Annotated in this window: 13 protein-coding genes; 8 read left to right on the top strand and 5 right to left on the bottom strand. The window is 63.5% G+C overall.

Annotated elements, in window-relative coordinates; genetic code table 11:
- The 3 genes from ENZ75_RS06120 to ENZ75_RS06110 form a co-directional block, all read right to left on the bottom strand.
- On the bottom strand, window positions 1-996 hold a 996-nt coding region (locus ENZ75_RS06120), incomplete at its 3' end, for a chromosome segregation SMC family protein (protein ID WP_164887742.1).
- A gap of 105 nt (window positions 997-1,101) precedes the next feature.
- On the bottom strand, window positions 1,102-1,845 hold the full coding sequence (locus ENZ75_RS06115) for a DsbA family protein (protein ID WP_013532754.1): 744 nt from the start codon (window positions 1,843-1,845) through the stop codon (window positions 1,102-1,104).
- 163 nt (window positions 1,846-2,008) lie between these two features.
- Window positions 2,009-2,509: a DUF721 domain-containing protein gene (locus ENZ75_RS06110; protein ID WP_013532755.1), complete on the bottom strand. Its 501-nt coding sequence runs from the start codon at window positions 2,507-2,509 to the stop codon at window positions 2,009-2,011.
- A 53-nt stretch (window positions 2,510-2,562) separates the two neighbouring features.
- On the opposite strand from ENZ75_RS06110, the gene mutY reads away from it, so the two are divergent.
- Together mutY and ENZ75_RS06100 are read left to right on the top strand one after the other, a co-directional pair.
- Complete coding sequence (gene mutY / locus ENZ75_RS06105; protein ID WP_013532756.1) at window positions 2,563-3,768, top strand: A/G-specific adenine glycosylase; 1,206 nt, start codon at window positions 2,563-2,565, stop codon at window positions 3,766-3,768.
- Entirely contained in the window at window positions 3,761-4,372 is a 612-nt protein-coding gene (locus ENZ75_RS06100; RefSeq protein WP_013532757.1) for an HAD family phosphatase, read from the top strand. The genes mutY and ENZ75_RS06100 overlap by 8 nt, the downstream gene beginning before the upstream one ends.
- Window positions 4,373-4,438: 66 nt before the next feature.
- Here the strand turns inward: ENZ75_RS06100 and ENZ75_RS06095 are convergent, their stop codons facing one another.
- On the bottom strand, window positions 4,439-5,572 hold the full coding sequence (locus ENZ75_RS06095; protein ID WP_013532758.1) for a site-specific DNA-methyltransferase: 1,134 nt from the start codon (window positions 5,570-5,572) through the stop codon (window positions 4,439-4,441).
- A gap of 175 nt (window positions 5,573-5,747) precedes the next feature.
- Here ENZ75_RS06095 and ENZ75_RS06090 point away from each other — a divergent pair, with 175 nt between their 5' ends.
- Window positions 5,748-6,434 carry an HAD family phosphatase gene (locus ENZ75_RS06090; protein WP_013532759.1) on the top strand — a complete coding sequence of 229 codons (687 nt, stop codon included), beginning with the start codon at window positions 5,748-5,750 and terminating at the stop codon, window positions 6,432-6,434.
- 42 nt (window positions 6,435-6,476) lie between these two features.
- Here ENZ75_RS06090 and ENZ75_RS06085 read toward each other — a convergent pair whose 3' ends face one another.
- Window positions 6,477-7,208: a hypothetical protein gene (locus ENZ75_RS06085; RefSeq protein ID WP_013532760.1), complete on the bottom strand. Its 732-nt coding sequence runs from the start codon at window positions 7,206-7,208 to the stop codon at window positions 6,477-6,479.
- Here ENZ75_RS06085 and ENZ75_RS35575 point away from each other — a divergent pair.
- From ENZ75_RS35575 to ENZ75_RS06065, 5 genes are all read left to right on the top strand, one after another.
- Window positions 7,207-7,335: a hypothetical protein gene (locus ENZ75_RS35575; RefSeq protein ID WP_263499029.1), complete on the top strand. Its 129-nt coding sequence runs from the start codon at window positions 7,207-7,209 to the stop codon at window positions 7,333-7,335. The genes ENZ75_RS06085 and ENZ75_RS35575 overlap by 2 nt on opposite strands.
- A 1-nt stretch (window position 7,336) precedes the next feature.
- The gene (thrC, locus tag ENZ75_RS06080; RefSeq protein ID WP_013532761.1) at window positions 7,337-8,734 is read left to right on the top strand and encodes a threonine synthase; all 1,398 of its coding nucleotides are present in this window, start codon (window positions 7,337-7,339) and stop codon (window positions 8,732-8,734) included.
- 14 nt (window positions 8,735-8,748) lie between these two features.
- A complete protein-coding gene (locus ENZ75_RS06075; protein WP_013532762.1) occupies window positions 8,749-10,041 on the top strand; it encodes a pitrilysin family protein in 1,293 nt (430 codons plus the stop codon).
- Between the two features lie 15 nt (window positions 10,042-10,056).
- Window positions 10,057-10,653 carry a GNAT family protein gene (locus ENZ75_RS06070; protein WP_013532763.1) on the top strand — a complete coding sequence of 199 codons (597 nt, stop codon included), beginning with the start codon at window positions 10,057-10,059 and terminating at the stop codon, window positions 10,651-10,653.
- Window positions 10,654-10,656: 3 nt separating this feature from the next.
- Window positions 10,657-12,885, top strand: a 2,229-nt coding sequence (locus ENZ75_RS06065) for a diguanylate cyclase (protein WP_127390228.1), incomplete at its 3' end; no start/stop codon positions are given.

Genomic DNA, 12,885 nt, shown 5'->3' with positions numbered 1-12,885 from the left:
CTCCTCACGCGCGATATCGCCGTCGAGCTGCTGCAGCCGGCGCTCGAGTTCGCTCTGACGGGCGCGGATGCGGCCGGCTTCCTCTTCGATCTGCGACTTGGCGATCGAGAGGCGCTGGAAGGCAGCGGCGGCGGCGGCTTCCGCGTCGCGCAGGTCCGGCAGCCGATGGGCGCCTATGCCTTGCTCCCTGGCGGCGGCCATCTGGGCCGCGGCGCGGTCGCCGACCAGTGCCGTGGCAACCGCCAGCGCCGATCGCGCCTCGCCTTCCTGGGTTTTGGCCAGCGTCCAGCGCAGATGCAACAGCGTCGCTTCTGCCTTGCGGATATCGGCCGACAGGTTCTTGAAGCGGGACGCCTGGCGCGCCTGGCGCTTCAGGCTTTCGATCTGGCTTTCCAGCTCGCCGACGACGTCGTCCAGCCGTTCCAGGTTCTGTTCGGCCGCCTTCAGCCGCAGTTCTGCCTCGTGGCGGCGGGTGTGCAGGCCGGAAATGCCTGCCGCCTCTTCGAGCAGGGCGCGGCGTGCCTGGGGCTTGGCCTGGATCAGTTCGCCGATGCGGCCCTGGCCGACCATCGACGGCGAACGCGCACCGGTCGACTGGTCGGCGAACAGAAGCTGCACGTCCTTGGCGCGGGCCTCCTTGCCGTTGATACGGTAAAGCGAACCGGCCTCGCGCTCGATGCGGCGCGACACCTGCAGTTCGTCGGCATCGTTGAAGGCAGCGGGCGCCGAGCGGTCGCTGTTGTCGAGGAAGAGCGTCACTTCGGCGGTGTTGCGCGCCGGACGCGTGCCCGAGCCGGAGAAGATGACGTCGTCCATGCCGGACGCGCGCATATTCTTGTAGGAGCTTTCGCCCATCACCCAGCGCAACGCCTCGACAAGGTTCGACTTGCCGCAGCCATTGGGCCCGACAATGCCGGTCAGGCCGCGTTCGATGACGAACTCGCCAGGCTCGACGAAAGATTTGAAACCAAGGAGGCGAAGGCGCGAAAACTTCATTCGCGCCGCCCGCTAAGCGGATTTCCGTGGTTTTGCGAAAGGAATTCGCAGCACAACGAGAAGCCGCGCACGCCGAAGCGCCGCCGCCTCAGGGCTGACTGGACGTCAGAGCAGAGGGTCGATGATGGCCGACATTTCCTCAATCGACATCGCCCCCTTGTAGGTCTTACCGTTGATGAAGAAGGTCGGTGTCGAGTCGACCTTGAATTCATTGGCGCCGCGCTTCTGGACCGATCTCACATCGTCCAGAAGTTTCTGGTCCGTCAAGCAGGCCTCGAAGGACTCCTGTGTAAAACCGGCGAGCTTCGAGATTTGCAGCAGCGCATCCTTGGTATTCTGGACGCCAACCCAGTTCGCCTGCTGCCGGAACAGGACGTCGACCATGGGGTAATAGTTATCCTTGGCGCAGCGCGCCAGCATAAAACCGGCTTCGGCGCTCGGGTCGAACGGGAATTCGCGCAGGATGTAGCGAACCTTGCCGGTGTCGATGTACTTGGTCTTCAGGTCCGGAAAGGTGGTCTCGGCGAAATGCGCGCAATGCGGGCAGGTCATCGAGGCGTATTCGACGATGGTGACCTTGGCGTCGTCCTTGCCAAGCTGCTTGTCGGGCAGCGCGCCCGGCTTCATCAGTTCCGTCATGTCCACGGTGCCCTGGGCTTCCGGCGCGGTGGCGGCGGCCGGCGTGGCCGGCTTTGCGGGAGCGGCCGGCTCAGCGGGCTTCACATTCGCAGCCTTCGCCTCCTCGCCAGAGTCGCTGCAGGCCGCGAGCAGGGCCACCGCCGGAATGGCGGCCAGCGAAGACAGGACGTTTCTGCGAGACAAGCTTTGGCCAAACGGGGGACGGTTCATACGAATCACCTGACAAGGGTTGGATTTTGCAATGCAAAGACACGAAAAGGCGAGAGTTGGCGCGAATTAAGGCATCTCGATCCCCAATCCAATCGCGAAACCTGACAAGGGCGATCACGAATGCGAGATATAGACGACGAATCCATGACTTTCTTCAAGACGCCTATGATTTTCTCTCCCCAATAATGGTCGCGCCAAGTTTCTCCAGCGAGGCGCGCAGTCCTTCATTATCGACCAGGCCGACAGTCCCCGACAATTTCGTCTTCTCAGCCGCGGTCAGCGGTCTCAGGGCCGGTCTGCGCTTTCCTTTGTCGGCTGTCACCGGCTTCTGCAGGATCCTGATGCGGTTGATGGCGGTGAAGCCGAGGAAGGCGTTGACCCGGTTGATGATCTCGCCCGTCTCGTGCTGCAGATGAAGTGCCGCCATGCCTTCGCAGGCAATGACCAGCACGGCCGGCTCGAACGGATCGTCCTCATGCATACGGCGCGGCCACTGGATTTTTTCGGGGCGCGAGTGGCTGGCCAGCCGTGGGCCGGCGATCTCGTCCCATGACTGGACGAGGCCGATCGAAATGCCGGCCCGCTTGCGCAGCACCGGATCGAGGATCCTGGTCGCGAGATCGCTGACCGGGACGGGATTGCCGTAGGGCGTTCTCCCTGCCATGTACGTCCTCCAGCGACGACCCAGCAGATACCGGCCAGGCCAATACAAGATCAATGGCACCAGCAGACCAGACCCGCAAGACCGCATCCTGGGATAGTGGCAAAGCCACATCCGCAGATAGCAGCATAGCTGCATCTGGAGATAGCAGCACAGCTGCATCCGGTGTCAGCGACGATATCGCATCCCGCCTGCTCGGCTGGTATGATGTGCATCACCGTGAATTGCCGTGGCGCATCACGCCCCGTGAGCATGCACGCGGCGTGCGGCCTGATCCCTACCGCATCTGGCTCTCCGAGGTCATGCTGCAGCAGACCACCGTCGAAGCAGTGAAGGCCTATTTCCGGATTTTCGTCGAGAAATGGCCCGATGTCGAGGCGCTGGCCGCGACGCCAGCGGAGGACGTGATGAAGGCCTGGGCCGGGCTCGGCTACTACTCCCGCGCCCGCAATCTCAAGGCCTGTGCCGATCTTGTGGCTGCGCGTGGCGGCCGGTTTCCCGACACGGAGACTGGTTTGAGAGAATTGCCCGGCATCGGCGCCTATACGTCGGCGGCCATCACGGCGATTGCCTTCGACCGCCCCGCCGCGGTTGTCGACGGCAATGTCGAACGTGTCATCTCCCGGCTGTTTTCGATCACAACCCCGCTCAGCGAAGCCAAGCCCGAGATCCGCGCCCATGTCGAGCGCATGGTGCCCGGGATAAGGCCTGGCGACTTCGCCCAGGCGATGATGGATCTCGGCGCCACCATCTGTACGCCACGCCGGCCACGCTGCATGCTGTGCCCGCTGCGCGAAGACTGCGACGCGGTCGTTTCAGGCGATCCCGAGCACTTCCCGGTGCGCCTGCCCAAGGCCGACAAGCCGCAGCGGCACGGCGCGGCCTTTGTCGCCGTACGGGCCGACGGCGCCATCCTTCTGCGCAAACGGGCCGAGAAGGGCTTGCTCGGCGGCATGACCGAGGTGCCGACGACAGGCTGGACCGCGCGGATCGATGGGGCAACCACGCAAGCGGCCGCGCCGTTTCCCGCCGACTGGCGGCATGCGGGCCGCATTGCGCATGTCTTCACGCATTTCGCTCTCGAACTCGAAGTCTTTCACGCTCACATCAAAGGTGATGCGCCAGACGGGCATTTCTGGTCGCTCGCTCACGAGATTTCCGGCGAGGCGCTGCCGACTGTCATGAAAAAGGCAATCGAGGCTGCGATACCCGGCGCGACGAAAAAGCCGTCGCCACACAGTGCAAAGAGGCCCCATGACTGAAATACGCCACATCGTTTTCGATATCGGCCGCGTGCTGATCCACTACGATCCCAACATTCCGTTCAGCCGCCTCATTCCGGATGCCGAAGAGAGAAAGTGGTTTTTCGACAATGTCTGCACGCATGATTGGAACATCGAGCAGGATCGCGGCCGGACCTGGGAAGAGGCCGAGGCGCTGCTGATCGCGGACCATCCCGATCACGCGGAAAACATCCGCGGTTTCCGCCGCCACTGGCACGAGATGGTGCCGCATGCCTATGAGGACAGCGTCGCCATCATGGTCGGTCTGATCGAGAGCGGCCACGACGTGACCATGCTGACCAATTTCGCCAGCGACACGCTGGCCGAGGCCCGCGAGCGCTTCGATTTCCTCAATCGTCCGCGCGGCGTGACGGTGTCGGCCGATATTCGCCAGATCAAGCCCGACCGAGCCATCTACGATCACCACGTCGCCGCATTCGGCCTCGAACCGGCCGCGACGCTGTTCATCGATGACAGCCAGAAGAATGTCGACGGCGCCAAGGCGGCAGGCTGGCAATCGGTGCTGTTCACCGACGCAAGGACGCTTCAAGCAGACCTTGAACGTCTCGGAATCAAGGCCTGATTTGAATCGCTTCGCGCGATCCGTTGAGCCTTTGAATCAAAGGCATTCGAAGCAATTGGCAGGGGCTCAGGCCCCTGCCCGCTCCATGCCGAGCCGCGCGATGCGGCGAAGCTCGTCGATCGGGGTCAGGCCACCGCTGCGCTCATAATGCCAGAAGGTCCAGCCGTTGCAGGCATCCAGCCCCTGCACTTCGGCGCCGACCTTGTGGATCGAACCGGCGCTGTCGCCGATCGCCACCGTGCCGTCGGCCCGCACCTTGGCCGCCCAGCGCTTCTTGGCATCGTAGAGCGTCGCACCCGGCATCATCAGGCCGGTGTCGATCAGGCTGACGAAGGCAACGCGCGGCTCGGCGCGCTTGCCCGTGAGAACGGTGAGATCGGCACCATCCAGCGGCCGCACCGCGTCGATGCGCTCGTTGGCGGCGTCGATGTAGGCCTGCTCGCGCTCGATGCCGACGAAATGGCGGCCGAGGCGCTTGGCCACCGCGCCGGTGGTGCCGGAGCCGAAGAACGGATCGAGCACGATGTCGCCCGGTTTGGTCGAGGCCATCATGATGCGGGCAAGCAGCGCTTCCGGCTTCTGCGTCGGGTGCAGCTTGTCGCCATTGTCGTTCTTCAGCCGCTCGCCGCCGGTGCAGATCGGAAACAGCCAGTCGGAGCGCATCTGGATATCGTCGTTGGACGCCTTCATGGCTTCGTAGTTGAAGGTGTAACCCTTGCCCTTCTGGTCGCGCGTGGCCCAGATCATCGTCTCATGCGCGTTCTGGAAGCGGCGGCCGCGGAAATTCGGCATTGGGTTGGTCTTGCGCCAGACGACGTCGTTTAGGATCCAGAAGCCGAGATCCTGCATCTTGGCGCCGACACGGAAGATGTTGTGATAGGAGCCGATGACCCAGATGGTGCCGTTGGGCTTCAGCACCCGGCGCGCCGCCAGCAGCCAGGCACGCGTGAAAGCATCATAGGCCTCGAAACTCTCGAACTGGTCCCAATCGTCGTCAACGGCGTCGACCTTCGACTGATCAGGGCGGTGCAGGTCGCCGTCGAGCTGCAGATTGTAGGGCGGATCGGCGAAGATGACGTCGATCGATTTTTCGGGCAGCCGGTCTAGCGCGGCGACGCAGTCGCCCTTGAGGATCGTGTCCAGCCATTCGGATTGCTGGGGAGCGTGGGAAAGCTCGTCGAGAAGACGCACGGCAGACATTCTGACACCCAAGGCACGCGTTACTGTTTACTCCTGGTTATGGTTACCGATCAGCGTAAATATTCCGTGAAGGCAAGGGACTGGTGTGGCGAATTTGCGAAGGCGGCCCTGTTGGTGTATGCCGCGCCGCCTGAGCCTTCCGAGGCCACTTCGCCCTCCCATTGTCCGGATCACCATGCCCCAGCCAGACCTTGTCATCTTCGATTGCGACGGCGTGCTCGTCGATTCCGAGATCATCGCCGCCCGCGTCGACGCCGAGCTTTTGACCTTGGCCGGATACGAGATATCGGCTGAGGAGATTTCGGAGAGCTATGCCGGCCTGACCTTCAAGGACATCATGCTGCGGGTCGAGGAAAAGTCCCGCATTCCCTTCCAAGCCTCTCTGATCGACAGGGAGGAACAATTGGTCGACCGCAAACTGCGCAGTGACGTCCGCGCCATCGATGGCGCGCGCGAGGCCGTTGCCGCGGTAACCGTGCCGCGCTGCGTCTGCTCGAATTCACGCTCCGAGAGGATCGAATTCATGCTGGAAAAGGTGCATCTTCTGCCGTTTTTCACCGACCGGATTTTTTCGGCGATGGAAACACCGACCGCGAAAACGAAACCGGCGCCGGACGTGTTCCTGTTCGCGGCGGAGAAACTCAACGCCAACCCGGCGAACACTTTCGTCATCGAGGATTCCGTGCACGGCGTCCACGGCGCAAGGGCGGCGGGCATGCGGGTGATCGGCTTCACCGGCGCGGGACACAGTTATCCCGGCCATGCCGACGCGCTCACCGAGGCCGGCGCCGAAACGGTGATCCGCCGCTGGGCAGAGTTGAAAAGCGTGATCGCCGCGCTGTCGGAGTGGTCGGACGCCTGAGAAGCGTGCGCCGCGACGCACGCCTCATGCAACTGCCGAGACCTAGTTCGTCGCGGCAGCCCTCTTGCGGCGGGTCTTCTTCGACTTGTTGGCCGTTGCCTGATGCGCGGTTTCGTCATAGCCGGCAAAGGCCTGATAATCCTGGGCCGTCGGCTCGGGCACGACGACATTGGAATCGGTGAAGACGAACTGCGTGGCAACGGAAGGATCGGTGACCTGGACCTGATACTGGTGGAGCTGCGAATAGAGGACCTGGGTGCCGTGCATCACCGCCGTTCGGATCGGCATGGTGATCGTGCCTGGAGAAAACTTCGGTCCGGGGACAATCTTGCCGGCGACCGCAATCTTCATCGCCAACTGGCCGTTGGCACGGCTGCAGTCGCGTGTCACGTCGCTGACCGACGCCTGGTAGATGATATTGGCCGAATCGTCGGGCGGCGTTGCAGCAGCGGCGTCAGCCTCGGCCTGGGCCGCGGCATCCTGCGCGGCATCGCCGGTCTTCTTGATCCTGGGCTTGGGCTTCTGAGCTTCCCTGGAATAGGTGTTGAAGAAGGCCGTGCCGTCGCGCACGGTCACCCTGGGACAATAGGCCTGCAACTGGCTGGCCAGGATCTTGGGATCCTGCGGCGGCGGTGGCGCCGTCGGGTCCTCCTTCTTGCCGATGCCGAGGTTCAGGATGCCATTGTCGCCCGATTGGCAGCCGGCGGCGGCAAGCATAAAGCCGGTGAGCGCAAGACCCGCCAAAAAGCGACCACTGAATGTACGAAACGCCATGAAACTGCACTTCCCTCTCGCAAAGCTGGTGACGTATATCAACCGCGCGGCAAAAATGCGACTGAGCCAGTGCAGAATTAACCACCTTGCGGTGGACGGAAAAAGCCAGGCAGTAACGGAATTGTGACATGCACTATGTGAGTACCCGCGGGGAAGCCCCCGTTCTTGGATTTTCCGACGCCGTGCTGGCTGGGCTGGCGCGCGACGGCGGGCTCTACGTGCCGCGCGAGTGGCCACAGTTTTCCGCCGCCGAGATCCGCGCCATGCGCGACCTTGCCTATCCCGACCTTGCCATCCGCGTGCTGTCGCCGTTCCTTGGCGGCGAAATCCCGGCGCCCGTCTTCGAGCGGCTGGTCCGCGAAGCCTATGCCACCTTCCGCCACGAGGCTGTCTGCCCGCTGGTGCAGACCGGCCCCAACACCTTCGTCCTGGAACTCTTCCACGGGCCGACGCTCGCCTTCAAGGACGTGGCGATGCAGCTTCTGGCCCGGCTGATGGACCATGTGCTTGCCGAACGCGACCAGCACGCCACCATCGTCGGCGCCACCTCGGGCGATACCGGCGGGGCTGCCATCGATGCCTTTGCCGGTCGCAGCCGGACCGACATCTTCATCCTTTTCCCGCATGGCCGCGTCTCGCCGGTGCAGCAGCGGCAAATGACGACGTCGACGGCTGCAAATGTCCATGCGCTGGCGATCGAAGGCAATTTCGACGATTGCCAGGGCCTGCTCAAGGACATGTTCAACGATCACGGCTTTCGCGACCGGGTGGCGCTTTCGGGCGTCAATTCGATCAATTGGGCCCGCATCATGGCCCAGATCGTCTATTATTTCTCCTCGGCGCTGTCGCTCGGCGCGCCGGACAGGCCGGTTTCCTTCACCGTGCCGACCGGCAATTTCGGCGATATCTTTGCCGGCTATGCCGCCAAGAAGATGGGCTTGCCGATCGATCGGCTGGTCATTGCCACCAATGACAACGACATCCTGGCGCGCACTTTTTCGACCGGCGAATACCGCACCAAGGGCGTCTTTGCGACCACGTCGCCGTCGATGGATATCCAGGTGTCGTCGAATTTCGAACGCTTGCTGTTCGAGGCCTCCGGCCGTGACGCCGCGACCGTGCGGCGCTACATGGACGGCCTGAAGCAGTCCGGTGCTTTCACCATCGAACCCCACCAAATCGCCGGGATGCGGTCCGAATTCGACGCCGGCCGCGCTGATATGGACGAGGTCGCCGCCACCATCCGCTCGACGCTCGCGACCAGCAACTATCTGCTCGATCCGCACACTGCGGCAGCCGTGCATGTCGCCGCAGGCAAGGCGTCAGGCGCCGTGCCGATGGTGGTGCTGGGTACAGCACACCCGGCAAAATTCCCGGCCGCCGTCGAAGCCGCCAGCGGCGTGTCGCCCGCACTGCCCGCATGGCTAGGTGGGTTGATGACATCGGAGGAAAAATACACGGTACTTCCATCCGACCTGAAAATGGTGGAAGATTACGTCGGCCGCCGCGCGCGGGCGGCGCGTTAGGGAGTAGTAGCCATATGGGTGTTGAGGTAAGCCGTCTGTCGAACGGCCTGACAGTCGCCACCGAAACCCTTCAAAGCATCGAATCGGTTGCCCTTGGTGCCTGGGTGAAGTCGGGTGCCCGCAATGAACGTGACGACGAGCATGGCATGGCCCATCTGCTCGAGCACATGGCGTTCAAGGGCACGAAAAGGCGGAGCGCCTTCGAAATCGCCTCGGAGATCGAGGACGTCGGCGGCGAAATCAACGCCGCCACCAGCGTCGAGACCACCTCCTACTATGCCAGGGTGCTCTCCGACGACGTGCCGCTAGCCGTCGACATTCTTGCCGACATCCTGCAGGAGTCCGAATTCGACCCGCAGGAACTCGAACGCGAACAGCATGTGATCCTGCAGGAGATCGGCGCCGCGCACGACACGCCCGACGACATCGTCTTCGACCGTTTCACGGAAACCGCCTATCGCCATCAGACGATTGGGCGCTCCATTCTCGGCACGCCCGAAACGGTCAAGTCCTTCACCTCGAAACAACTTCACGACTTCATAGAGCGGCAATATGGCGCCGAGCGCATGGTGATTGTCGCCGCCGGCGACATCAAGCATGACAATTTCGTGCGCGAGGTCGAAAAGCAGCTCGGCGGCTTCCGCAGCAAGGCCGACAGCACCATCCCGCAATATGCGCAATATGTCGGCGGCGATTTTCGCGAGGACCGCGACCTGATGGACGCGCAGATCGTGCTGGGGTTCGAAGGCCGGGCCTATCATGTGCGCGACTTCTACGCCTCGCAGGTGCTGTCGATGATCCTCGGCGGCGGCATGTCGTCGCGCCTGTTCCAGGAGGTCCGCGAGAAGCGCGGCCTGTGTTACTCGGTCTATGCCTTCCATTGGGGCTTTTCCGACACCGGCGTCTTCGGCGTCCATGCAGCGACCGGCCAGAGCGACATCGCCGAACTGGTGCCTGTCATCATCGACGAACTGCAGAAGGCCGGTGAGAAGATCCTGCAGGAAGAACTCGACCGGGCGCGCGCCCAATATCGCGCCGGACTGATCATGTCAGCCGAAAGCCCGGCCAGCCGCGCTTCGCAGATCGCACGGCAACTGCTTCTGTTCGGCCGGCCGATCGCCAAGGAGGAACTGATGGAACGGCTGTCGGCGCTGACGATCGAGCGGCTGACCGATCTATCGTCGCGTTTGTTCTCGACCAAGCCGACGCTTACCGCTGTCGGGCCTGTGGGCACACTGGCGCCCTACGAGGCGATTCTCGAATCGCTCGCGGGCACGCAGACCGCGGCCCGCAAGCTCGCCGTCTAAGCCCCTCAAAGCGCCATGTTCGCGCTCCCTTTCTTTCGCCGTGACCTGCCGGCACTGAAAGGCGACCGTGTCACGCTGCGCGTGCCGTTCACCAACGACTATCGCGAGTGGGCGGCGGTGCGCGGGGAAAGCCGCGCTTTCCTCGAACCATGGGAGCCACGCTGGACTCCCGATGAACTCGACCGCAACGCATGGCGGCTGCGCATCAGCCGCTACCGCGAGGATTATGCTCAGGGAACCGCTATCGCCTTCTTTATCTTCGAGAGGAGCAGCGGCAAGCTTGCCGGCGGCATCACGCTCGGCAACATACGCCATGGCGTCTCGCAAAGCGGCCATGTCGGCTACTGGATCGGCGAGCGCTTCGGCGGCCGCGGCCTGATGACCGACGCGGTCAAGGTGGTGACCCGCTTCGCCTTCGATACGCTGAGGTTGCACCGGATCGAAGCGGCCTGTATTCCCGACAATATCAGGTCGATCCGCGTGCTTGAAAAAGCCGGATTTCGGCGCGAAGGACTGCTGCGATCCTATCTCAGGATCAACGGCATCTGGCAGGACCACTACCTCTACGCCCGGATCGCGGACGATCCGCCGGGCGTTGGAACGAAGGACTGATTTTTGACGAAATTCCTGCGCAACGGGCCGCTGTTCGCCATTGTCCTCGCGATACTCCTGACGCTGTGGGCGGCATCGTCGGCCTTCGCCGTCGAGCCGATCAAGATCGCCCGCGACGACGTCGCGCTCGACCTTTCCGGCGCCGTCGAGATCTACCGCAACCAGGGCGAGAATTTCCAGGTGTCGACCGCGCCGGGTCCGGACGGCATCGTGCGGCGCATCGAGGTCGAGGCCAATGATGCCCGTTCGACCGGCGACTGGGCTGTCTTCGCGCTCGCCAACACCACCGACCAGCAGCTCGACCGGCTGATCGTCGCACCGCATTTCCGCCTGGTGAATTCCGGCATCTTCTGGCCGGATCTGGGCTCGACCCGCATCGCTGCCATCACGCCCAGCGAAGGCTTCGCGCTCGACCGCCAGACCAGTCCCGACGCCGACGTTTTCCGGGTGACGCTGAACCCCGGCACGGTGATCACCTTCATCGCCGAACTGGCCTCGCCGAAGCTGCCGCAGGTCTACCTCTGGGATCCCGAATCCTACAAGGACTCGGTCAATTCCTACACGCTGTTTCGCGGCATCGTCATCGGCATTGCGGGCCTGCTGGCGCTGTTCCTGACCATCCTTTTCGTGGTCAAGGGGACCTCGATGTTCCCCGCGACCGCCGCGCTTGCCTGGGCGGTACTGGCCTATATCTGCGTCGATTTCGGCTTCCTCAACAAGGTCATCGAGATCTCGCCCGGCAATGAGCAGATGTGGCGGGCGGGAACGGAGGTGGCGCTGGCGGGAACCTTCGTGGTGTTCCTGTTCGCCTATCTCAACCTCAACCGATGGCACGGCCATTTCAGTTATGGCGCACTGGTCTGGATCCTCGGGCTGGTGCTGATCGCCGGCGTTGCGATCGTCGATCCCGCGGTCGCCGCCGGCATCGCCAGGCTGTCCTTCGCCGCCACCGCACTGACGGGGCTTGGCCTGATCATCTTCCTCGGGATTCGTGGTTATGATCGTGCGATCATGCTGGTGCCCAGTTGGGTCATGGTGCTGTTGTGGCTGTGCGGGTCGTGGATGGCGATCACCGGCATGCTCGACAACGACATCGCCCAGCCGGCCCTGGGCGGCGGGCTGATCCTGATCATCCTGCTGATCGGCTTCACCGTCATGCAGCATGCCTTTGCCGGCGGCGCGCTGCATCAGGGCCTGTTCTCCGACCTGGAGCGGCAGGCGCTTGCCGTGGCCGGATCGGGCGACACGGTGTGGGACTGGGACGTGCTGCGCGACCGCGTCGTCACCAAGCCCGATGTCAGCATCCAACTCGGGCTGGCGCCGAACAGCCTCGGCGGTGCGGCGCGTAACTGGCTGCCGGTGCTGCATGCCGACGACCGCGACACGTTCCGCACGACGCTCGACGTCGTGCTCGAGCACCGGCGCGGCCGGGTGTCGCAGAACTTCCGCCTGCGCGGCGCTGACGGCCACTATCACTGGTTCTCGCTGCGTGCGCGCCCGGTCATCGGATCCGACGGCGAAGTCATCCGCTGCGTTGGCACCATGGTCGACGTGACGGAGCAGAAAAAGTCCGAGGAAAGGCTGCTGCACGATGCCGTGCACGACAACCTGACCGGCCTGCCGAACCGCGAACTTTTGATGAACCGGCTGGAAGCGATCATCTCGATCGCGCGCACCGAAGAGAAGGTGCGCCCGACCGTCTTCGTCATCGACATCGACCGTTTCAAGCAGGTCAACGACGGGCTCGGCATCTCGGCCGGCGACACCATCCTCTTGACCATCGCGCGCCGCCTGCACCGGCTGCTCAAGCCGAAGGACTCGCTGTCGCGCTTTGCCGGCGACCAGTTCGCGCTGATGCTGTTGTCCGAACAGGACCCGGCCCGCATCGCCGCCGTGGCGGATGCCATCAAGCATGCCATCAACAATCCGATCACCTTTGCCAAGCGCGAGATCGTGCTGACCGCCTCGATCGGATTGATCACCTGGAATTCGCCACAGATGTCGGCCGAGGACATGGTCAAGGATGCCGAGCTTGCCATGCATCAGGCCAAGCGCTTCGGCGGCGACAGAATCGAGCCGTTCCGTCCGGCTTTCCGCACTGTCGGCACCGACAGGCTGCAGTTCGAATCCGACCTGCGCCGCGCCATCGAGCGGCGCGAATTCACCCTTGCCTACCAGCCGATCGTCCGGCTCGAGGACGGCAGCGTCGCCGGCTTCGAGGCGCTGCTGCGC

It is taken from the genome of Mesorhizobium sp. M7A.F.Ca.CA.002.04.1.1 (assembly GCF_004022805.1).
GTDB lineage: Bacteria > Pseudomonadota > Alphaproteobacteria > Rhizobiales > Rhizobiaceae > Mesorhizobium > Mesorhizobium ciceri.
Note: the sequence above shows the minus strand (reverse complement) of the source record. Positions and strands in the feature narration are given on the sequence as shown.